The following is a 22,202-nucleotide window of genomic DNA, read 5'->3' as shown; positions in this document are numbered from 1 at the left end:
ATTGCCCGCGCAACAGCGCGGTGCAGGCACTAGGCACAGCCTTTGCAAACGCTCCAGTAACCGCCGTACCTACGCCCATAAAAATGTTGAGTTCTGGAGATCGCACCATGAAGCGTCGCAGCTTGATCAAGGCTTTCACCCTGTCAGCCTCCATTGTCGCCATGGGCCTGACCTGGACCGTGCAGGCCGCAGAGACCATCAAGGTCGGCATCCTGCACTCGCTGTCCGGGACCATGGCCATCTCCGAAACGTCCCTCAAGGACATGGCGCTGATGACCATCGACGAAATCAATGCCAAGGGTGGGGTGAACGGCAAGATGCTTGAACCGGTGGTCGTCGACCCCGCATCGAACTGGCCGCTGTTCGCGGAAAAGGGCCGGCAGTTGCTGACCCAGGACAAGGTCGCCGTGGTGTTTGGCTGCTGGACCTCGGTGTCGCGCAAATCGGTATTGCCGGTGTTCGAAGAACTCAACGGCCTGCTGTTCTACCCGGTGCAATACGAGGGTGAAGAGATGTCGCCGAACGTGTTCTACACCGGTGCGGCGCCGAACCAGCAGGCGATCCCGGCAGTGGAATACCTCATGAGCGAAGAAGGCGGCAGCGCCAAGCGTTTCTTCCTGCTCGGCACCGACTACGTGTACCCGCGCACCACCAACAAGATCCTGCGCTCGTTCCTGCACTCCAAAGGCGTAGCGGATAAAGATATCGAAGAGGTCTACACCCCATTCGGCCACGCCGATTACCAGACCATCGTTGCCAACATCAAGAAGTTCTCCGCGGGCGGCAAGACAGCGGTGATTTCCACCGTGAACGGCGACTCCAACGTGCCGTTCTACAAGGAGCTGGCCAACCAGGGTTTGAAGGCTACCGACGTACCGGTCGTGGCCTTCTCCGTGGGCGAAGAAGAACTGCGCGGCATCGACACCAAGCCACTGGTGGGCAACCTGGCGGCCTGGAACTACTTCCAGTCGGTGGAGAACCCGGTGAACACCAAGTTCGTCGCCGATTGGAAAGCCTATGCCAAGAAACACAACCTGCCGGGCGCGGACAAAGCCGTGACCAACGACCCGATGGAAGCCACCTACGTGGGCATCCACATGTGGGCGCAGGCGGCGGAGAAAGCCAAGTCCACCGACGTCGACAAAGTTCGTGAAGCGCTGGCCGGCCAGACCTTCGCCGCGCCGTCGGGCTTCACCCTGACCATGGACAAGACCAACCACCACCTGCACAAGCCGGTGATGATCGGCGAGATCCAATCCGATGGGCAGTTCTCGGTGGTGTGGCAGACCCAGGAGCCGATCCGGGCGCAGCCGTGGAGCCCGTACATTCCGGGCAATGACAAGAAGCCGGACTACGCGGTGAAGAGCAACTAAAGCCCGACCACAGGTCAACTGTGGGAGGGGGCTTGCCCCCGATAGCGGCGTGTCAGGCAATGCACTTGTCACTGACCCACTGCTATCGGGGGCAAGCCCCCTCCCACACTGTCCGCGCATGACTAGGACATTTGTTTATGCCCGCTGCCCTCAATCGCTATTTCCTGGCATTGCTGCTGTTGCTGCCTTTGGCGGCACATGCCGGTGACGCCGAAGACTTCCTGGCTGCCAACCCGACGCAACAAGCCAAGCTGCTCCAGGACTGGGCCGCCCAGCCCGACCCGGCGCGCATCGAGTTGGTGGACGCCCTGCAACAAGGTCAGCTCACGCTCAACGGCGAGACCAAGACCGTGCGCCTGAACAACCGCCTGCGCGGCCTGATCGATAACGTGCAAGCCAGCCAGCAACTGCTCGCCGCCGACCCCAAGGTGCGCCTGGCTGCGGCACGCACCCTGCAAAAAAGCGCGCAACCTGCGCAACTCAAATTCCTCGACCAGCAGGTCGCCGCCGAGACCAACGAGGACGTGCACACCGCCCTCAGCCTGGCGCTGGCCAACCTGCAACTGGTAGACACCGACCCGGCCGTGCGCCTGGCTGCGGTACGCCTGCTTGGCAGTACCGGCGACCCGCTGGCCCGCACCCGCCTCGAAGCGCTGCTGGCGCCCGGTGTGGAAACCGACGCCGCCGTGCACACCGCCGCCGAGACCAGCCTGGCCCAGGTCAAACGCAAACTGATGCTGGGCGAGATCCTCGGCCAGGCCTTCAGCGGCATGTCCCTGGGCTCGATCCTGCTGCTGGCGGCCCTGGGCCTGGCGATCACCTTCGGCCTGCTCGGTGTGATCAACATGGCCCACGGCGAGATGCTGATGCTCGGCGCCTACTCCACCTACGTGGTGCAACTACTGATGCAGCGCTACGTGCCGGCGGCCATCGAGTTCTACCCGCTGATCGCGCTGCCGGTGGCGTTCTTCGTCACCGCCGCCATCGGCATGGCCCTGGAACGCACGGTGATTCGTCACCTGTACGGACGGCCATTGGAAACCCTGCTCGCCACCTGGGGCATCAGCCTGATGCTGATCCAACTGGTGCGCCTGGTGTTTGGTGCGCAGAACGTCGAGGTGGCCAACCCGCAGTGGCTGTCGGGTGGCATTCAAGTGCTGCCCAACCTGGTGCTGCCGTACAACCGCATCGTGATCATCGCCTTCGCACTGTTTGTGGTGGTGCTGACGTGGCTGCTGCTGAACAAGACCCGCCTGGGCCTCAACGTGCGCGCCGTCACCCAGAACCGCAACATGGCCGCCTGCTGCGGCGTGCCCACCGGGCGTGTGGACATGCTCGCCTTTGGCCTGGGCTCCGGCATCGCCGGGCTTGGCGGGGTGGCGCTGAGCCAGATCGGCAACGTCGGTCCGGACCTGGGCCAGAGCTATATCATCGACTCGTTCCTGGTGGTGGTGCTCGGCGGTGTCGGCCAGTTGGCCGGTAGCGTCATGGCGGCGTTTGGCTTGGGTATCGCCAACAAGATCCTGGAACCACAGATCGGTGCCGTGCTCGGCAAGATCCTGATCCTCGCGCTGATCATTCTGTTTATCCAGAAACGCCCGCAGGGACTCTTCGCACTGAAAGGACGGGTGATCGACTGATGAACCAGCCACTGATGCTTACGGCCGCACAAAAGGCCGGCCCCAAGGTGACGATTGCAGTCGGCGCGGTGGTGCTGCTCCTGCTGCTGGCCCTGCCGTTGTGTTCGCTGCTGTCACCGGAAAACCCGCTGCATGTATCGGCCTACACCCTGACACTGGTGGGCAAGATCCTCTGCTACGCCATCGTCGCCCTGGCCTTGGACCTGGTGTGGGGGTATGCCGGGATGTTGTCCCTGGGCCACGGCCTGTTCTTTGCCCTAGGCGGTTATGCGATGGGCATGTACCTGATGCGCCAGGCGTCCGGCGACGAGCTGCCGGCGTTCATGACCTTTTTGTCGTGGACCGAATTGCCCTGGTATTGGGTCGGCACCGAGCACTTCCTCTGGGCCCTGTGCCTGGTGGTATTGGCGCCGGGCGTGCTGGCGCTGGTGTTCGGTTTTTTTGCGTTCCGCTCGCGGATCAAGGGCGTGTATTTCTCGATCATGACCCAGGCGCTGACCTTTGCCGGGATGCTGTTGTTCTTTCGCAACGAGACCGGGTTCGGCGGCAATAACGGCTTCACCAACTTCCGCAGCATCCTCGGTTTCGGCATTACCGAACCAGGCACACGGGCCGTGCTGTTCGTGGCCACGGTGGTGTTGCTGGTGGCGAGTCTGTACATCGGCTGGCGCCTGGCCCAGAGCAAGTTCGGCCGGGTGCTGACCGCCCTGCGCGATGCCGAGAACCGCCTGATGTTCTGCGGCTACGACCCGCGTGGCTTCAAGCTGTTCGTGTGGGTGTTGAGCGCGGTGTTGTGTGGCTTGGCAGGAGCGTTGTACGTGCCGCAAGTGGGCATCATCAACCCAAGTGAAATGTCGCCGACCAACTCCATCGAAGCCGCCGTGTGGGTAGCCCTGGGCGGGCGTGGCACGCTGATCGGGCCGTTGCTCGGCGCCGGCGTGGTCAATGGCATGAAGAGCTGGTTCACCGTGGCCTTCCCGGAGTACTGGCTGTTCTTCCTCGGGGCGCTGTTCATCATCGTCACCCTGTATTTGCCCAAGGGCGTAATCGGTCTGCTGAAGAAATGAGGAACGTCATGCTCGAACCTATTTTTGATGCGGGCAGCGGCCGCGATGCGATCGGCATCGGCCAGGCCGCAGGCACCGGCCTGAACACCCGCCACGGCACCATCCTGACCCTCGAAGACATCAGCGTCAGCTTCGACGGTTTCAAGGCGCTCAACGACTTGAACCTGTACATCGGCGTCGGCGAATTGCGTTGCATCATCGGCCCCAACGGCGCGGGCAAGACCACCCTGATGGACGTGATCACCGGCAAGACCCGGCCCAGCCACGGCAAGGCCTGGTTTGGCGAAACCCTCGATTTGACCAGCATGAGCGAAGTGCAGATCGCCCAGGCCGGCATCGGCCGCAAGTTCCAGAAACCCACGGTGTTCGAAGCCCTGAGCGTGTTCGAAAACCTGGAGTTGGCGCAGAAGACCGACAAGTCGGTGTGGGCCAGCCTGCGTGCGCGCCTGAGCGGGGAGCAAAAGGATCGTATCGATGAAGTGCTCGATACCATCCGCCTCACCGCCTCCGTGCATCGGCCCGCCGGCTTGCTCTCCCACGGCCAGAAGCAGTTCCTGGAAATCGGCATGCTGCTGATGCAAGACCCGCAACTGTTGCTGCTGGACGAACCGGTGGCGGGCATGACCGACGCCGAAACCGAATTCACCGCCGAACTGTTCAAGCGCCTGGCGGGCAAGCATTCGCTGATGGTGGTGGAACACGACATGGGTTTTGTCGGCTCGATTGCCGACCACGTGACCGTGTTGCATCAAGGCAGCGTGCTGGCCGAAGGGTCGCTGGAACAGGTGCAGGAAAATGAGCGGGTGATCGAGGTGTATTTAGGCCGCTGACTGGTTTTTGTGGCAAGCCTGGCACCAAAAGGTCATGAGGAGAATTTGAACATGCTGCAAGTCGACAAGCTGCACCAGTACTACGGCGGTAGCCACATCCTGCGCGGGCTGTCCTTTGACGTGAAGATCGGCGAAGTCACCTGTCTGCTCGGCCGTAACGGCGTGGGCAAGACCACCCTGCTCAAATGCCTGATGGGCCTGCTGCCGGCCAAAGAAGGCGTGGTGAACTGGGAAGGCAAGCCCATCACCGGCTTCAAGCCACACCAGCGGGTGCACGCCGGCATCGCCTACGTGCCCCAGGGTCGGGAGATTTTCGGGCGGCTGACGGTGGAAGAAAACCTGCTGATGGGCCTGTCGCGTTTTCCCGGTTCCGAAGCCAAGGAAGTGCCGGCGTTTATCTATGAACTGTTCCCGGTTTTGCTGCAAATGAAGCACCGGCGCGGCGGCGATTTGTCCGGCGGCCAGCAGCAACAGTTGGCCATCGGCCGCGCCCTGGCCAGCCGCCCGCGCCTGTTGATCCTCGATGAGCCCACCGAAGGCATCCAGCCCTCGGTGATCAAGGAGATCGGCGCCGTGATCAAGAAGCTCGCGGCGCGCGGCGATATGGCAATCCTGTTGGTGGAGCAGTTCTACGACTTTGCCGCCGAACTGGCGGACCAGTACCTGGTGATGTCGCGCGGGGAAATCGTCCAGCAGGGCCGTGGTGAAAATATGCAAAGCGAGGGTGTGCGCGGTTTGGTTACCATCTAACCTGTAGCGTCCTAACGATAAGCACAAGAAACCATGAACCTGCCCGTTTCCCCTGCCCTGTTCACCCCCAGCTGGCACGCCGAGCTGGAACTCGGCTACGCGCGTTTCGGCGACACAACGCGCCCGGTGATGCGCCGCCACCTCGGCCCGCTGCGGGTGCAAAAGCACCTGTACGCCGAAGGCCCCGAGGTGTGCCAGCACATCATCGTGCACCCACCTGGCGGAATTGCCGGCGGTGATCGCCTGGACATCCGCGCCCATGTCGCCGAGGGCGCCTGGGCCCAGTTGACCAGCCCCGGTGCCGCCAAGTGGTATCGCGCCAGCGGTCCGGCGTTTCAGACGCTGGATTTAACCGTGGAGGCCGGCGCGACCCTGGAATGGCTGCCCCAGGAAACCATCGTGTTCAGCGCCGCCCAGGCCGAACTCAGCACGCGCATCGACCTGCACGGCGATGCCCGGTTGTTCTACTGGGACGTGATCGCCCTCGGGCGCCCGGCCAGTGGCGAGCGATTCGACCTGGGCCACTTTCAATCGCACCTGGATATCCGCCGCGACGGCCAGTTGCTCTGGCACGAGCGCCAGCGCATTGTGGGCGCCGACGGTCTGCTCGACTCGCCCATCGGCCTGGACGGCCAACCGGTATTCGCCACCCTGCTGGTGACCGGCGATATCGAGCCCGAATTACTCGAACACTGCCGCGCCCTGCCCCACGCCGTGCGCGGCGACCTGACCCAACTGCCCGGCTTGCTGGTCGCCCGCTGCCTGGCCAGCGAAGCGCTGCTCGCGCGGGGATGGTTGATTGATTTATGGAAATTGTTACGCCCCGCCATGTTTGGGCGAGAGGCGGTCGCACCACGAATCTGGAGCACATGAAGATCAACAGGTGGGAGGGGGCTTGCTCCCGATAGCGGTGGGTCAGTGACAGATGTATTGCCTGACACTGCCCTATCGGGAGCAAGCCCCCTCCCACAGGGGATCTGCGGTGTTTTTATGAATGATGCTTGAAGGACCTTGAACCATGGACCTGACCCCACGGGAAAAAGACAAACTGCTGATCTTCACCGCCGGCTTGGTGGCCGAACGGCGCCTGGCGCGCGGTGTGAAGCTCAACTACCCGGAGACCATCGCCTACATCTCCGCCGCGCTGATGGAAGGCGCGCGCGATGGCCGCACCGTGGCCGACCTGATGCACTACGGCACCACCTTGCTCAGCCGTGAACAAGTGATGGAAGGCATCCCGGAAATGATCCCGGATATCCAGGTGGAAGCCACCTTCCCCGATGGCACCAAACTGGTGACCGTCCACCAACCCATCGCGTGAGGCACGGCCATGATTCGTGATGCAACCGAGCAAGACCTGCCGGCGATCCGCGACATCTACAACGACGCGGTACTCAACACCACGGCGATCTGGAACGAACAACCAGTCGACCTGGGCAACCGCCAGGCCTGGTTCAGCGCGCGCCAGGTCCAGGGGTATCCGATCCTGGTGGCGGTGGAGAACGACGAAGTCACCGGCTACGCCTCGTTCGGCGATTGGCGCCCGTTCGAAGGCTTTCGCTACAGCGTCGAACACTCGGTGTACGTACGCAACGACCAGCGCGGCAAAGGCCTCGGCCCACGCCTGATGCAAACCCTGATCGAACGGGCCCGCAGTGGCGGCAAGCACGTGATGGTGGCGGCCATCGAAAGCGGCAACCTGGCTTCGATCCGCCTGCACGAGCGCCTGGGTTTCGTCACCACTGGGCAAATGCCTCAAGTGGGCATCAAGTTCGGCCGCTGGCTGGACCTGACCTTTATGCAACTGACATTGAATCCGGGCGCGCAACCGCCCAAGGAGTGAGTTCGATGAACACCGCGCAACTGCGTCGAGTCAATGCTGAAAGTTTTGCCCACTACCGTCGGGGCCTGATCGAGCTGTTGCTGGATGCGGTCAGGCACGGTGCGTCGGTTGGCTTTATGTCCGACTTTGATGCGACTCAGGCCCGCGCCTATCTTGACGGCGTCCAGGCGAGCATTGAAGACGCCAGCCTGTTGCTGTGGGTGGTGGTGCGCGATGAACAGGTGATCGCCAGTGTGCAGTTGGCGCTGTGCCAGAAAGCCAACGGCCTGAACCGCGCCGAAGTGCAAAAGCTGCTGGTGCACAGCGAGGCTCGGCGCCATGGCCTTGGCCAGCAATTGATGAACGCCCTGGAACTCGCCGCACGCCAGCACAAGCGCGGCCTGCTGTACCTGGACACCGAAGCCGGCTCGCCTGCCGAAGCGTTCTACCAGTCGCTGCGCTACACCAAGATCGGTGAACTGCCCGATTACTGCCAAAGCCCGGACGGGCGCTACAGCCCGACCGCCATCTACTTCAAGACCCTGGGGCAACCTGCATGATTCCTGGCGAATATCAGATCCAGCCTGGCGAGATCGAACTCAACGTCGGCCGACGCACCGTCACCCTCAGCGTGGCCAACAGCGGCGACCGGCCGATCCAGGTGGGTTCGCACTACCATTTTTTCGAGACCAATGACGCGCTGACGTTTGACCGTCCATTGAGCCGTGGCATGCGCCTGAATATTCCGGCGGGCACGGCGGTGCGGTTCGAGCCGGGGCAGAGCCGTGAGGTCGAGCTGGTTGATTTGAGCGGCGGGCGGCGGGTGTTTGGGTTTGCCGGACGGATCATGGGCGACCTTTAGGGCCTCATCGGCGGCAAGCCCCCTCCCACAGGGGAACGCATTCCAAAGGTGGGAGGGGGCTTGCTCCCGATAGCGATTTCACATTCAACACAAATATTTCAGGGCACACACATGAAAATCAGCCGCCAAGCCTACGCCGACATGTACGGCCCCACCGTCGGTGACAAGGTCCGCCTGGCCGACACCGAGCTGTTCGTCGAAGTCGAAAAAGACTTCACCGTCTACGGCGAAGAAGTGAAATTCGGCGGCGGCAAAGTCATCCGCGACGGCCAGGGCCAGAGCCAATTGCTCGCCCATGAAGTCGTCGACACCCTGATCACCAACGCGCTGATCATCGATCACTGGGGCATCGTCAAGGCCGACGTCGGTTTGAAGAACGGCCGCATTCACGCGATCGGCAAGGCCGGCAACCCGGACATCCAGCCCGGCGTGACCATGGCCATCGGCGCCAGCACCGAAGTGATCGCCGGTGAAGGCATGATCCTCACCGCTGGCGGCATCGACTCCCACGTGCATTTCATCTGCCCGCAGCAGATCGAAGAGGCGCTGACCAGCGGCGTCACCACCATGATCGGCGGCGGCACGGGGCCTGCCACCGGCACCAACGCCACCACCTGCACCTCCGGACCTTGGCACCTGGCGCGCATGCTGCAAGCCAGCGACTCGTTCCCGATGAACATCGGTTTTACCGGCAAGGGCAACGCCAGCTTGCCCGAGCCGTTGATTGAGCAGGTCAAGGCCGGCGCCATCGGCTTGAAGCTGCACGAAGACTGGGGCACCACGCCCGCCAGCATCGACAACTGCCTGAGCGTCGCCGATCAGTACGACGTGCAGGTGGCGATCCACAGCGACACCCTCAACGAATCCGGCTTTGTCGAAACCACCCTCGCCGCGCTCAAGGGCCGCACCATCCACACCTACCACACCGAAGGTGCCGGTGGCGGCCACGCGCCGGACATCATCAAGGCCTGCGGCTTTCCCAACGTGCTGCCCAGCTCCACCAACCCGACGCGACCGTTCACGCGCAACACCATCGACGAACACCTGGACATGTTGATGGTCTGCCATCACCTGGACCCGAGCATTGCCGAAGACGTGGCCTTCGCCGAAAGCCGCATCCGCCGCGAGACCATCGCCGCCGAAGACATCCTGCACGACCTCGGCGCGTTCTCGATGATCAGTTCCGACAGCCAGGCCATGGGCCGCGTCGGCGAAGTGATCACACGCACCTGGCAGACCGCCGACAAGATGAAGAAACAGCGCGGCGCCCTGCCCGGTGACGGCCCCGGCAACGACAACTTCCGCGCCAAGCGCTACATCGCCAAGTACACCATCAACCCGGCGATCACCCATGGCATCAGCCATATCGTCGGTTCCATCGAAGTGGGCAAGTGGGCTGATCTGGTGCTGTGGCGTCCGGCGTTTTTCGGCATCAAGCCGACCCTGATCCTCAAGGGCGGCGCGATTGCGTCCAGCCTGATGGGCGATGCCAATGCGTCGATCCCCACCCCGCAGCCGGTGCACTACCGCCCGATGTTCGCCAGTTTTGGCAGCTCATTACATGCCACCAGCCTGACGTTTATCAGCCAGGCGGCGCTGGACGCGGGCTTGCCGCAAGCGCTGGGTTTGAAGAAGCAGATTGGGGTGGTGAAGGGCTGTCGCGACGTGCAGAAAACCGACCTGATCCACAACGATTACCTGCCGGACATCGAGGTGGATCCACAGACCTACCAAGTCAAGGCCGATGGCGTGCTGTTGTGGTGTGAGCCGGCGGATGTGTTGCCGATGGCGCAGCGGTATTTCCTGTTCTGACTTGAAACCTGTGGTGAGGGAGCTTGTGCCCTCACCACAAATCCCCTTAGAACTGCTCGCGCGGATTGAACGCGGCTTTTTTTGCCAGCTCCTGCCACAACGCTTTCACGTCGTCATCGCCTGCCGGTGGCATCACCGCCTTGAGCTGCACGTACAGGAAGCCACGCTGCCCGGCCTTGTTCAGCAAGCCATGGCCCTTGGCACGCATGCGCTGGCCGTTCTGGCTGCCGGCAGGCACCTTGAGGTTGATCTTGCCGGTCAGGGTCGGCACTGCCACTTCCGCGCCCAGCGCCAATTCCCATGGTGCCAGCGGCAGGTTGATGATCAGGTTTTCGCCGTCCACTTCGAACTTGGGGTGCGGCGCAAACTTGATGATCAGGTACAGATCGCCGTTGGCCCCACCGCCAACGCCCGGTGCGCCCTGGCCTTTGAGGCGGATACGCTCACCGTCGGCCACGCCGGCCGGGATCTTCACGTTCAGGCTCTTGGTGGTGTTGCTGACATGCCGGCCCGAGGCGTCGTATTGCGGCACCTGGAAGCTGATCTGCTTGGACTCGGTGGACAGCGTCTCTTCGAGGAACACTGACAACTGCATCTCGACGTCCTGGCCTTTACGCCCGGTTGGACGACGCTGGCCGCCACCGAACGCATCGCCGCGACCGCCAAAGATCGAGCTGAAGAAGTCGGAGAAGTCTTCGGTGCCCTGGCCACCGCCAAAACCACCACGGCTCTGCCAGCCTGGCGGGCCCTGGAATGGCTGGCCATGCTGGCCGTATTTGCGCAGTTCGTCGTATTCGGCGCGCTTGTCGGCGCTTTTAAGCGCTTCATAGGCTTCGGACGCGTCCTTGAACTTGGCTTCGGCGTCTTTTTCCTTGCTCACGTCCGGGTGATATTTGCGCGCGAGCTTGCGATAGGCGGCCTTGATTTCCTTGTCATCGGCGGTCGGCTCGACACCCAGAATCTTGTAGTAGTCTTTGAAATCCATCGGCGGTTCACCATCCTTAATCGAGATCGCACAGACCAGGGCACAACGTGCGTTACCTTGCACCTGTAGAGTGTCGTGGCCGGGGGTGCGTCAAAGTGTTATCGGCGCTAGCCGTATGCACCAGATGTGGGGGCAAATGCTGAACTTTCAAGCACGATTTAACGGATGGTCGGCCTACGCATCCGCCCTCGACTGGCATACACTGCGCGGCCGTTTTTCAACCGGAACCCGATAGACATGAAAAACCCATCCCCAGCCCGTGCCTGCGGTATCGACTTCGGCACGTCCAACTCCACCGTCGGCTGGATACGCCCCGGCATGGAAACGCTTATCGCGCTGGAGGACGACAAGATCACCCTGCCGTCGGTGGTATTCTTCAACTTCGAGGAGCGCCGCCCGGTCTACGGTCGCCTGGCCCTGCACGAATACCTGGAAAACTACGAAGGCCGGCTGATGCGCTCGCTCAAGAGCCTGCTGGGTTCCAAGTTGATCAAGCACGACACCAGCGTATTGGGCACGGCGATGCCGTTCACCGACCTGCTGGCGCTGTTTATCGGCCAACTCAAGAGCCGCGCCGAAGCCACCGCCGGCCGCGAGTTCGAAGAAGTGGTGCTGGGCCGCCCGGTGTTCTTCGTCGATGACGACCCGATGGCCGACCAGGAAGCCGAAAACACCCTGGTCGACGTGGCGCGCAAGATCGGTTTCAAGGACATCTCGTTCCAGTACGAACCGATTGCCGCCGCCTTCGACTACGAGTCCACCATCGAGAAAGAAGAGCTGGTACTTATCGTCGACATCGGCGGCGGTACGTCAGACTTCTCGCTGGTGCGCCTGTCTCCGGACCGCCGCCACAACGACAACCGCCAGGACGACATCCTCGCCACCGGCGGCGTGCACATCGGCGGTACCGACTTCGACAAGCAACTGTCCCTGGCCGGCATGATGCCGCTGTTCGGCTACGGCAGCCGCATGAAAAGCGGTGCGTACATGCCCACCAGCCACCACATGAACCTGGCGACCTGGCACACCATCAACTCGGTGTACTCACAGAAATCCCAGCTGGCCCTGGGCAGCATGCGCTACGACATCGAGGACACCGGCGGCATCGACCGCCTGTTCAAGCTGATCGAACAGCGCGCCGGGCACTGGCTGGCCATGGAAGTGGAAGAGACCAAGATCCAACTGACCCACGACGACAACCGCCATGTGCTGCTGGACCGAGTCGAGCCTGGGCTGAGTGTGGACCTGAGCCGTACCTTGTTCGAATCGGCCATCGACGGCTTGCTGGAGCGCGTGCGCAACAGCGTGACGCAGTTGCTCACCGATGCTTCGGTGGCGGTGGCCCAGGTGGACACGGTGTTCTTTACCGGTGGTTCCAGCGGTATTCCAGCACTGCGCCACAGCATCTCGGCCATGCTGCCGAATGCCCGGCATGTGGAAGGCAATATCTTTGGCAGCATTGGCAGCGGTTTGGCGATTGAGGCCAGCAAGCGCTACGGCTGCTGAGTGTCACCTGAAATACCGTGGTGACTTCATCGGGGGCAAGCCCCCTCCCACACTGACCGTGTTCACAAGTCAAGCTGTGTAAACACCGTAAATGTGGGAGGGGGCTTGCCCCCGATAGGGCCCGCCCAGGCAAAACACGGCTTAAACCATTCCGCCGAGCTTGAGCTCACTCTTCAAATACGCGTAGTAAATCGGTCCCGCCACCACCCCCGGCAAACCAAACGCGGCTTCAAACACCAGCATCGCCAGAAGCAATTCCCACGACTTGGCACTGATCTGCCCGCCGACAATGCGCGCGTTGAGGAAGTACTCGACCTTGTGGATCACGATCAAATACCCCAGCGCCGCCACCGCCACCCAGATCGACAGCGACAGCGCGACGATGGTGATCAAGGTGTTGGACATCAGGTTGCCGATCACCGGCAGCAGGCCGAGCAGGAAGGTCAGCACGATCAGGGTCTTGGTCAGCGGCAGGTGAATACCGCACAACGGCAGCACCACGGCCAGGAAGATCGCGGTGAAGGCCGTATTGAGCGCGGCGATCTTGATCTGCGCGAAGACGATATTGCGAAAGGCCTGGACCAGCAGGTGCAGGCGGTCGAACAGCGCGGCTGCCAGGGGTTTGCGCTTGGTCAGGTCGGGCACGCGCTGCAGGGCGATGATCGCACCGAGCACCATGCCGATCAGCAGGGTGACGAACATGTGGGCGGCGTCTTTGCCGACCAGTTGCAGTTCGCTCAGGTGCTTGCTGAGCCAATCGCCGATGGCCACGCGAAATTCGGCCGCGCTGGCGGGCAGGTAGGCATCGAGGAACGGCGGCAACTGGCCGCGCGCGCGGTCGACCACACCCATGAATTTATCCAGGGAAGCCCCGGGGTTTTCCGCTTCGTGAAGCAGGAAACTGATGGCGCCGGCGAAGATCAGGGCGAGCACGCTGACGATCAGGGTGCCGAGCAAGGCCACCGCCAGCCAGCGCGCACGCCGGCCTTCGATCAACCGTTGCAGTTGGGGGGTGAGCATGTTGACCAGTTCAAAGACCAACAGGCCAGCCAGCAGGCTGGGCAGCAATTTCAGCGGCAATACCAGCAACAGTCCGCCGAAAATGATGATGTAGCTGGCGAGCAACAACACATGACGCTGAGAAAACGTTGGCATACAGCCTCAAAACGAACGGCGTTAAAGGATGTGTAGGAGCGAGCTTGCTCGCGAAGGTCGCCAACGATAACGCGTTTATTCTGAATAAACGCGGGGTAATTGCGTTCTTCGCGAGCAAGCTCGCTCCTACAGGGGGGCTGTGTACGAGTGTCGCAGCCTTCTATGGCCCGGGGCTATTATTTCTTCAGACAAGTGCTCATAAAGGTCTTGCGCGCATCGCCGGTCAGCGCCTTGGTTTTGGCGTCGGCATTGCAGTCCTTCATCTTCTGCTGCTGCGGCGTGAGCGTCTTCGCATCATTGGCCGCCGGGGCCGACAGGCAGGTCTTCATGAAGGCCTTGCGCTCGTCGCCCTTGAGCGTCTTGGTGGTGGCTTCGGCATTGCAAGTGGTCATCTTGTTTTGCTGGGCGGTGGCGGCGAAGCCCTGGGAACACAGCAGCAGGCCCATCATCAACAACGGAATACGCAGCATCTTCATGGAGTTTTCTCCCTGTTACCACGCCGAGGGGCGCGGCCTACACCGCAGTGTAGCCAAACCTTGTTACATCTTCATCGGCCACGAATATTCGTCCGCCGGTATTGCTCCGGGGTGCAGCCGGCCTGGCGTTGGAACATCGCGATAAACGCCGAGGCGCTGCTGTAGCCGAGGTCAAACGCCACATTTTGCACACTGCGCTCGCTGTCGAGGGCTTCGATGGCGGCGAGGTAGCGCAAGCGCTGGCGCCATTCGCCGAAGCTCATGCCCAGCTCGCGCACAAACTGCCGCGCCAGGGTGCGCTCGCTCACATGCACCTGCTCGGCCCAGTGCGCCAGGGGGCGGTTGTCACCGGGGTCGGCCTGCATGCCTTCCAGCACGCCGAGCAGCCCCGGGTGGCGGGCGTAGGGCAGGAAACAATCGTGGATCGGCGCCTGCTTGAGCTGATCGACCAGCACCTGGGCCAGGCGAATATCGGCGTCGGTGCGCGGGATGTTGACATCACGCTGGGCGAAGTCGCTGAGGATGGCCTTGAGGATTTCGCTGATCGCCAGGGTGCAAGGCTGCTTGGGCAATTGCTCGCAGAGTGATGGCGAAAGGCCCACCGAGCGGTAGACAATCGCCTGGGCGTTGTAGGAACTGTGTTCGGTATCGGGTGGGATCCACACCGCGTACTGCGGTGGCGACATAAAGCGGTTGCCGGCCACTTCCATGCGCATCACGCCACTGGCGGAGTAGTCCAGCGAGCCCCAGACATGCTGATGCGGGGTGCACTCAGTGTCGGGGGCAAAGTCGGAGTAACGGAAGTACACGGGGCTTGGCAGGTGGCCAAAATCCGCGAGGCGTACGGTGTGCCTGGCCATATTGTCTGGATACAGAGGTCGTTTGTCTGGATCGCAGTATAGGCTTCGATCCAGACAAGGGATAATCCTGCCTCATCAACACAGGTGGTTTCTTTCGATGCAATACGCGTATCCCCTGCTGGCCATCTTTATCTGGGCCGGCAATACCGTGGTCAACAAACTGGCCGTGGGTTCGATTTTCCCGGCTGAAATCGGCTTTTACCGCTGGTTACTGGCCGCGCTGCTGTTTACCCCGTTCATGCTCAAGCCGGTTATCGCGCATTGGCCGCTGATCCGCCCGAACCTGGGCAAGATCTGCATCCTTGGGGTGCTGGGCATGGCGGTGTACCAGAGCCTGGCGTACTACGCCGCTTCGCTGACCAGCGCCACCAACATGGGCATCATCCTGTCGTTGATGCCGTTGATGGCCCTGACGGCGGCCATCATCAGCCTGGGCCAGCGCCTGACCTTTGGCGCGCTGACAGGTGCGGTGCTGTCGTTCGCCGGGGTTGTGGTGGTGGTGTCGGCCGGCAGCCTCGGCACGCTGCTGCAGCACGGCGTGAACCTGGGCGACGCGATGATGCTGGTCGCGACCCTGGCCTACGCGGTCTACAGCACCCTGTTGAAAAAATGGCAACTGCGCCTGCCGCCGCTGGTGCTCCTGTATTTGCAGGTGCTGGTGGCAGTGGTGGTGCTGTTTCCGCTGTTTGTGTTTTCGACGAAAGCCGGCCTGGGCTGGACGAATATTCCGCTGGTGCTCTATGCGTGCTTGCTGGCTTCGATGCTGGCGCCACTGGCGTGGATGCATTCGGTAAAGACCCTGGGACCAAGCCGCACCACGCTGTTTTTCAACCTGCTGCCGTTGATCACCGCGTTGATTGCCGCCGTGGTGTTGAAGGAAGAGTTGGCGTTGTATCACCTTGTGGGGGGCTTGCTGACCTTGGGCGGGGTGATTTTGTCCGAGCGCTGGACCACACCGGTGCGCCGCCAGGCTTAAACCCCGGCCGCCTTCAGGCGCTGGGCATGCTCGACGAACAAGCGGATCGGCTCGGCGCCCTTGCCCACCAGGCCCATGGACTGGTTGACGATATCGAAATGGTCGAGGGCGTAGTCATCGCCAATCACCACCCCCAGGTGTGAACTGTAGCGCCCGACCATGCCATCGCACTGGCCCTTCTCGCGCACGAAGCTGCGGGCGAACAATCGGCAACTTCGATTTGTCCCGTCCAGCAGGTTGCGCCCACGGTCGGTCTTGCCTGGTTGCAAGGTGCCGGACCATGAGTAGTAGCGCACCCCATTGACCACCTCCGCCCCGTGCCCGCCCCAGGTGTGCGGCAGCCCTTGGGGATACTTGCGGTTGAACAGCGCCACGCCTGCGCTGGTCAGGGAATGGTGGGATGCCTGCAGATCCGCCTTGAAGCGCGGGCCGCGATAGCCGGTTTCCAACAGGCTCATCACTCCGGCAACCAGATGAAACAGCGCACTCATAAGCCGCCCCTTCACGCTGTCGGCCGGATAATGCGCGTGGATATGGTCCGCCAGTTCCGAGCCGTGGTTAGGCCCGGCCACCGACGTCACCGATGCCACCCATTCCGGGCGCTTGGCCGCCGCATAACGGGCGGTCAGCGCGCCTTGGCTATGGCCGATCAGGTTGACCTTGTCGGCACCGGTTTCAAGGCGAATCCGCTCGATCTGCGCCAGTAGCTGCTCGCCACGTACCTCGCTGGAATCCAGCGGCGCCACCTGAATGGGAAACACCTGCGCCCCGCCCGCCCGCAATGCCGGAACAATGCCGTACCAGTAGGGGAATACGCCCAGGCGCACGAACCCCAGCATGCCGGGCACCAGCACCAGGGGATAACGCGTGGCTAACAACTGCGACATGAAGCGAACGTCCTTGATCAAGAAAGGATGATGGCAGGCTAGCGCAATTCCGGCGACGCGCTGATGACACGCCAGGCAAATCCAATAAAACTTTTTGCTGCACCCGCGACTCACAACTTGGAGCGATCACGCCGACAGAGCGTGGCGTAAACCGGATTAGCCCCAGGAGATTGAGATGACTGAAGCAAATTTGACCGACGTTGCGACCCTGCGCAGCCGCGCCCGCCAGAACGTCGAAAACGGTGCCGTGACCGAGGGCTATGACGCCGACCGCGAAGAAATCATCCGCTTGCTCAACGGCTCACTGGCCACTGAACTGGTGTGTGTGCTGCGCTACAAGCGTCACTACTTCATGGCCAGCGGCGTTAAAGCGGCCGTCGCCGCGCAGGAATTCCTCGAACACGCCACCCAGGAAGCCGAGCACGCCGACAAACTCGCCGAGCGTATCGTGCAATTGGGCGGCGAGCCGGAATTCAACCCGGACCTGCTGTCGAAGAACTCCCACGCCCAATACGTGGCGGGTAACAGCTTGAAGGAAATGGTCTACGAAGACCTGGTGGCCGAGCGGATCGCGGTAGACAGCTACCGTGAAATCATCCAGTACATCGGTGATAAGGATCCAACCACGCGCCGTCTGTTTGAAGAGATCCTGGCTCAGGAAGAAGAGCATGCGGACGATATGGCCGACATCCTCGAAAGCCTGTAAATAGCGGCGCAAAAAGGTGGGGAGAGTTGGTTAACCGGCTCTCCCCACTTTTTCTGCCATGACCGTTATCCAGTCAGAAACCAAGACAGGGCCATTCCAGCGAAGGAAGACATAGTGAGCAGGTAGGGAACTACAATCCAAAGCTTGAGACTTCTTGGAATACGTTTCACATCCTCAACGAGTACGAGGTATCTCCATTGAAAAAGCCTCGGCATAAGGATGACAGGGGCAATAGCGAAGAGACGTTTCAACTTCCCACCAAACGGTCCGAATCCAAACCTGTATTTGAACGTCACTATGAATGAACTGAACTTGAGATAGTCTTCAGCCTCTTCAAGCCTTGTATAGATGACATATAAATTTAAGGGAACGCTCAGCAACATCAACACACCCGACCACATACCGATGGACTCTGGCATCATTCCCCCACTGAAACTTCATAAAGGCGGGTTCCTATTTGCTCACCCGTGTGGCTTCCTAAAGCACCCACGGCGAGGCCACCAATGGCCCCGCCCACTATGGCGCAGCCTAGCGCACTCGCTCCGGCGGTAGGTATGGCAAAAACTGCTGCACATACGGCAACCCCAAGTCCCACTCCAGCGTACCCCCCGTAAGCGGCGCCACCAACTCCTAACACCAGCTTCCCTCCCTCCACAAACTTCGCCCGAGTACATTCCTGCTCGCGCCCGGTGGAACATGCCTCCGTTATTTCCAAGGCCGTCGCTCCAACATCCAGTGCGATACCGATATAAGTACCCTTTTTCAACATCTGTGATGCTTTGGCGATGCGCTTGACTGTCTCTTCGTACTTACGAATTTCACCGTGATGCCAATAGCTTTTAGTAGAAATGCCCAACATTTTTTTGATCGACCCTTCATTTTTCAAGCCCGTACCCAAACGAGCCATACCCGAGAGCTGCCCCTCCAGCTTTGCAAACAACACCCTGCGTTTTGCCAGAAACTCATCCCTCGCGGCCGTTGTACCCTTGCTCAAGTACTGCTTATGCAAAGCATCGATTTCGTGGAGTGTCCTCTCGACTGCCGCAAGATGCTTACTCCAGGCACTGCTGGCACTCCCGACACCGATCGAAGCATTGGTCATGATGATCTGTAGTAGATCGTAGTTTTTGATCAAAAACTGATCGGTTGCGGAATGCGCCAGCAAAGCCTGTTTTATGTTCTGCGCTGAGCGCATCAGTTGCGCTTCTTCAGCGGTGCAAGACGCCGTGCGCGCATCAGGAATGATCACCAACTGCCCTGGCAGTACCACGACATTGCGGATGTGCTGGTTGACGATGTCGAACTTTGTTTGTGTATGGGGGGTAAGAGAAAGGCTGAGCTTGAGCAGTGGATAAGGCTGCGGTCGCTCATTGATAAATGCGTAGGCTCCCTGCATGGATTACACCTCCAAGTGACTGTGGCGGCCGACTATAGGAAGGCAACCCAGGAGGCGTAAGGGGAATCAGGGGCGGTTTTAGCGCTTCAGAAATGAGCTACACAAGACTAGGATCATACTTACGGCGCCGTGATAAAAAAGGCGACCCGAGGGTCGCCCTTTCTGACAATTTCGACGATCAGCCTTTAACCGTCTTCGGCGCCTTTCCTTCCTTCATCTGCTGCAACAACGGCGCACACTGGTTCGGCGCATCGGCGCTCGGTGCCACCAGCGCCAACAGACCTGCTGCCGGGCCGGCGATCACTCCGAGTGCCACCATGCCCGCGCCACGCAGGGCCAGGGGGATGGCTTTCACACCCGCATTGGGTTTGATAAACGGCCCGTTGACGTACAACGGCGAACGCAGGGAAAACAAGCGAAAGCCTTTGGACTCAGGGGTGACCGTCAGATCCAACTGCTCGGTGGCCATGTTGGCGGTGCCATCGATGTAGATAATCGCGTTTTCGGTATCGAACACGAACAACCGCGTGGTTGCCAGGCCGGTCTTGATGCCGAAATCCGCCGCCGCGCAGTTGATCTTCACTTCCTTGTCGCCGAACAGGCGGCCCACCACATAGTTGCCGACGTTGAGCCCGGCAATTTCCATCAGGCCACGGCTGATGGCGCCGTCGTTGATGAGCATCTTCAGGTCACCGTTGGAGCTGCCCAACAGCGCCGCGACGGAGTTACCGCGCCCGGAAATATCGGCATCGCCGTTGAGTTCACCGAAGCTGGTTTTCATCGGCTCGAAGGTCGGGAACAACTGCTTGAGCTTGAAGTTGCGCGCAGTGAGCTTGGCGCGGCCTTCCATCGGCGTGGTGCGGCCGTTCAAACGGATCTGCGCATCGAGCTTGCCGCCGGCCACGCCGAATCGCAGCGGTTCCAGGCTCAGTTCGCCGTCGTTGAGCACCAGGTGGGTGTAGAGGTCGGTGAACGGCAACTCGGCACTGTGCACGATGCGTTTGCCGGTGAATTCCACATCGGCATCCATGTCGCGCCAGCGCTCGGTGCGGAACTCTTCCACCGGCAGCACTTTGGTCGCCGGTTGTTTGCTCATCCCGCCACGCGCTTTTTGCTTGGCGTTGGAGTCGGCACCGATCAGCGGCGCGAGGTCGGTCATCAGCAGCTGGTTGGAGACCAACGCACCGCTGAGCTTGGGACGTGGCTGGCTGGCGACATAGGCGAGATTGCCGTGAATATCGCTGTTGCCGATCTTGCCGTTGAAGTTTTCGTAGCTGAATGACGCGCCGCTGGCCTCGTGCAACTTGGCGATCAAGTGGCCGTCAGTGGAGTAGGCCGGTGAATCCGGCAAGGTGACGCCGGTCAGCGGGTAGAGGTTACCCAGGCTGCTGCCGGACAGTTTCAGGCGCAGGTCCAGGGCGCCGAGGTTCAACGGGTCGGTCAGGGTGCCGGCCAGGGCGATGCTGGTATCGGCAATCTTGACCTGGGCTTGCAGCGGAAACGGCTTTGCCGCGTCCTGCAGGGCCAGCAGGCCACCGATCTTGCCGCTGCCGTCGAGTTTCTGGCCGTGATACTGGCCTTTGACCTTGAGGGCGAACGCATAATCCTGGGGGGCGGAGCCTTTTTCCAAGGCCTTTTTGGCATCGGCGTCGCCGACGATTTCGCCGAACGGAATCGGCTTGCCGAGGGGGTCGATGATCACGTCCAACTGAGTCTTGAGCGTCTGGTCGTCGAGCGTCACGTGGCCCTTGTCGAAGCCAATGGCGCCAATGTCCACCACCCAGTTGGACGGTTCGGCGTTGGGGTCCTTGGGGTCGAACTTGAACGTCCAGTTGGCGCGGCCATCGGCCAGGCGCTGCAACTCGGCACTCGGCTCGGTGAGGTCGATACGCGGGATCACCACGCGCTGCACCAGCAAGGCCAGCGGCGAAATGCGCAGCTCGACTTTTTTCAGCGTGACCATCTGCGGTTTTTTCGACCACTCGGGGTTGCCCAGGGTCAGGTCCTCGGCAATCACATGGGGCCACGGCACCCAGGCGCGCCAGCCGCCTTCATCGGGCTCACGTGCCCACACCACCGCCAGGTTGCCATTGATGGCAAACGGACGATGCAGCTCTTCGGAGACTTTGGCATTGAGCGGGGGCTTGATGCGGTTCCAGTCAAAGAACACCAGGACCAGTACCACCACAGCGATTAACACAACGAAGCTGGCGCAGCTCCAAGTGACGATTTTACGAGTGCGCGTCATTGCACAGAACTCCTGAATACGACCGGCTGAACCAACACCTGTAGGACAGCTTATAAAACTACGACTGGCAAACCACCCATGGGTTTAACCCAATCTCCGATTTACCGGTAAAAACCTGCTTTCCTGACCGTTTCGACAGATTCGATCATTCGCGACGCACCATTGTTACCCAGGTTCGTGTCGAAAATACCCACCCAGGTGCAAAAGCGCGTGCTTGAGAGGCTCGATCTAGAGCCTCTCTCACGAACAATCAATTCCGTTGATTATTACCATTGTGTTTATGAACTTTTATATCGACATATCGAGAGTAGCATTAGTCCTGTACCCACTTTATCGCCCTCCCAAGGAGCAACCCATCATGAAACGCCAAGTACTCGCTACCGTCCTGTTGTCCATCCTGGCTTCCAGCGCCTTCGCCCTGCCAGCCGCCGAACAGGTCACCCCACAAGTCAAAGCCGACGCCGTTCACTTCAACCAGACCCTGGCCCGCAGCGGTTCGCAAGAAGACGAGAACCGTGACTACGCCAAAGGCGCTGTTGCTGAAAACGGTTCGGAACACGCCAACAAACGCGCCTACACCGAAGGTGTTGCCGAAGGTGGCCGTGATCGCCTGGAACAGAAAGGTCTGGTTGAAGGTGGCGCAGAACAAGCCAACGACCGCGTCTACGCTGAAGGTGTTGCCGAAGGTGGTGCTGACCGCCTGCAAGAACAACATCAAGCACAGAGCTAATCCGTGGTAGCCCAGAAAAAAGCCCGATCACCCGATCGGGCTTTTGACTTTCTGGCGTTTTGTTTCAGGTAGCCCCTCCCCCGCGCCAAGTTCGACGCCGACGAAGCTGTTTTGCTAGAGT

At 61.0% G+C, this 22,202-nt stretch carries 22 protein-coding genes; 15 read left to right on the top strand and 7 right to left on the bottom strand.

Annotated elements, in window-relative coordinates; translation table 11 throughout:
- The first annotated feature begins 107 nt into the window (after positions 1–107).
- The 11 genes from urtA (at position 108) to ureC (ending at position 10,156) form a co-directional block, all read left to right on the top strand.
- The gene (urtA, locus tag AD670_RS16760; RefSeq protein ID WP_053134568.1) at positions 108–1,373 is read left to right on the top strand and encodes an urea ABC transporter substrate-binding protein; all 1,266 of its coding nucleotides are present in this window, start codon (positions 108–110) and stop codon (positions 1,371–1,373) included.
- A gap of 137 nt (positions 1,374–1,510) precedes the next feature.
- On the top strand, positions 1,511–3,013 hold the full coding sequence (gene urtB, locus AD670_RS16755; RefSeq protein WP_053134565.1) for an urea ABC transporter permease subunit UrtB: 1,503 nt from the start codon (positions 1,511–1,513) through the stop codon (positions 3,011–3,013).
- On the top strand, positions 3,013–4,080 hold the full coding sequence (gene urtC / locus AD670_RS16750) for an urea ABC transporter permease subunit UrtC (RefSeq protein WP_053134562.1): 1,068 nt from the start codon (positions 3,013–3,015) through the stop codon (positions 4,078–4,080). Before urtB ends, urtC begins: the two co-directional genes overlap by 1 nt.
- Positions 4,077–4,910 carry an urea ABC transporter ATP-binding protein UrtD gene (urtD, locus tag AD670_RS16745; RefSeq protein ID WP_172681489.1) on the top strand — a complete coding sequence of 278 codons (834 nt, stop codon included), beginning with the start codon at positions 4,077–4,079 and terminating at the stop codon, positions 4,908–4,910. The genes urtC and urtD overlap by 4 nt, the downstream gene beginning before the upstream one ends.
- Positions 4,911–4,961: 51 nt before the next feature.
- Positions 4,962–5,660: an urea ABC transporter ATP-binding subunit UrtE gene (gene urtE, locus AD670_RS16740; protein ID WP_053134556.1), complete on the top strand. Its 699-nt coding sequence runs from the start codon at positions 4,962–4,964 to the stop codon at positions 5,658–5,660.
- A gap of 33 nt (positions 5,661–5,693) precedes the next feature.
- Positions 5,694–6,533 (top strand): urease accessory protein UreD, encoded by an 840-nt coding sequence (locus AD670_RS16735; protein ID WP_053134553.1) that lies wholly within the window; start codon positions 5,694–5,696, stop codon positions 6,531–6,533.
- 145 nt (positions 6,534–6,678) lie between these two features.
- A complete protein-coding gene (gene ureA / locus AD670_RS16730; protein ID WP_003171437.1) occupies positions 6,679–6,981 on the top strand; it encodes an urease subunit gamma in 303 nt (100 codons plus the stop codon).
- Positions 6,982–6,990: 9 nt separating this feature from the next.
- Entirely contained in the window at positions 6,991–7,503 is a 513-nt protein-coding gene (locus AD670_RS16725; protein ID WP_053134550.1) for a GNAT family N-acetyltransferase, read from the top strand.
- 5 nt (positions 7,504–7,508) lie between these two features.
- Positions 7,509–8,042 (top strand): GNAT family N-acetyltransferase, encoded by a 534-nt coding sequence (locus AD670_RS16720; RefSeq protein WP_053134547.1) that lies wholly within the window; start codon positions 7,509–7,511, stop codon positions 8,040–8,042.
- Positions 8,039–8,344, top strand: a complete 306-nt coding sequence (locus AD670_RS16715; protein WP_027607724.1) for an urease subunit beta — start codon at positions 8,039–8,041, stop codon at positions 8,342–8,344. The genes AD670_RS16720 and AD670_RS16715 overlap by 4 nt, the downstream gene beginning before the upstream one ends.
- 111 nt (positions 8,345–8,455) lie before the next feature.
- On the top strand, positions 8,456–10,156 hold the full coding sequence (gene ureC / locus AD670_RS16710) for an urease subunit alpha (RefSeq protein WP_053134545.1): 1,701 nt from the start codon (positions 8,456–8,458) through the stop codon (positions 10,154–10,156).
- A 46-nt stretch (positions 10,157–10,202) separates the two neighbouring features.
- On the opposite strand, the gene AD670_RS16705 is transcribed toward ureC, so the two are convergent.
- Positions 10,203–11,141 (bottom strand): DnaJ C-terminal domain-containing protein, encoded by a 939-nt coding sequence (locus AD670_RS16705; protein WP_053134542.1) that lies wholly within the window; start codon positions 11,139–11,141, stop codon positions 10,203–10,205.
- A gap of 237 nt (positions 11,142–11,378) precedes the next feature.
- Here AD670_RS16705 and AD670_RS16700 point away from each other — a divergent pair, with 237 nt between their 5' ends.
- Positions 11,379–12,647 carry an Hsp70 family protein gene (locus AD670_RS16700; protein WP_053134539.1) on the top strand — a complete coding sequence of 423 codons (1,269 nt, stop codon included), beginning with the start codon at positions 11,379–11,381 and terminating at the stop codon, positions 12,645–12,647.
- Positions 12,648–12,788: 141 nt separating this feature from the next.
- Here the strand turns inward: AD670_RS16700 and AD670_RS16695 are convergent, their stop codons facing one another.
- The 3 genes from AD670_RS16695 to AD670_RS16685 form a co-directional block, all read right to left on the bottom strand.
- On the bottom strand, positions 12,789–13,802 hold the full coding sequence (locus AD670_RS16695; protein ID WP_053134537.1) for an AI-2E family transporter: 1,014 nt from the start codon (positions 13,800–13,802) through the stop codon (positions 12,789–12,791).
- A gap of 176 nt (positions 13,803–13,978) precedes the next feature.
- Positions 13,979–14,278 (bottom strand): PsiF family protein, encoded by a 300-nt coding sequence (locus AD670_RS16690; protein WP_024073127.1) that lies wholly within the window; start codon positions 14,276–14,278, stop codon positions 13,979–13,981.
- 71 nt (positions 14,279–14,349) lie between these two features.
- Positions 14,350–15,138 (bottom strand): helix-turn-helix transcriptional regulator, encoded by a 789-nt coding sequence (locus tag AD670_RS16685; protein WP_053134535.1) that lies wholly within the window; start codon positions 15,136–15,138, stop codon positions 14,350–14,352.
- A 97-nt stretch (positions 15,139–15,235) separates the two neighbouring features.
- On the opposite strand from AD670_RS16685, the gene AD670_RS16680 reads away from it, so the two are divergent.
- Complete coding sequence (locus AD670_RS16680; RefSeq protein ID WP_053134533.1) at positions 15,236–16,114, top strand: DMT family transporter; 879 nt, start codon at positions 15,236–15,238, stop codon at positions 16,112–16,114.
- Here the strand turns inward: AD670_RS16680 and AD670_RS16675 are convergent.
- Entirely contained in the window at positions 16,111–17,001 is an 891-nt protein-coding gene (locus AD670_RS16675) for a triacylglycerol lipase (protein WP_053134531.1), read from the bottom strand. The genes AD670_RS16680 and AD670_RS16675 overlap by 4 nt on opposite strands.
- 175 nt (positions 17,002–17,176) lie before the next feature.
- Between AD670_RS16675 and AD670_RS16670 the strand changes: the two genes are divergently transcribed.
- The gene (locus tag AD670_RS16670) at positions 17,177–17,707 is read left to right on the top strand and encodes a bacterioferritin (protein WP_027607715.1); all 531 of its coding nucleotides are present in this window, start codon (positions 17,177–17,179) and stop codon (positions 17,705–17,707) included.
- A 418-nt stretch (positions 17,708–18,125) separates the two neighbouring features.
- Here AD670_RS16670 and AD670_RS16660 read toward each other — a convergent pair whose 3' ends face one another.
- Both AD670_RS16660 and AD670_RS16655 read right to left on the bottom strand, forming a co-directional pair.
- Complete coding sequence (locus tag AD670_RS16660; RefSeq protein WP_053134526.1) at positions 18,126–19,103, bottom strand: hypothetical protein; 978 nt, start codon at positions 19,101–19,103, stop codon at positions 18,126–18,128.
- Positions 19,104–19,281: 178 nt separating this feature from the next.
- Positions 19,282–21,351, bottom strand: a complete 2,070-nt coding sequence (locus AD670_RS16655; RefSeq protein ID WP_053134523.1) for an AsmA family protein — start codon at positions 21,349–21,351, stop codon at positions 19,282–19,284.
- A gap of 358 nt (positions 21,352–21,709) precedes the next feature.
- Here AD670_RS16655 and AD670_RS16650 point away from each other — a divergent pair, with 358 nt between their 5' ends.
- Positions 21,710–22,081, top strand: coding sequence for a hypothetical protein (locus AD670_RS16650; protein WP_053134520.1), 372 nt, complete (start codon positions 21,710–21,712; stop codon positions 22,079–22,081).
- The last annotated feature ends 121 nt before the right edge of the window (positions 22,082–22,202 follow it).

The sequence above is a fragment of the Pseudomonas sp. MIACH genome (genome assembly GCF_001269925.1).
Lineage (GTDB): Bacteria > Pseudomonadota > Gammaproteobacteria > Pseudomonadales > Pseudomonadaceae > Aquipseudomonas.
This window is presented reverse-complemented; position numbering and strand designations above follow the sequence as displayed.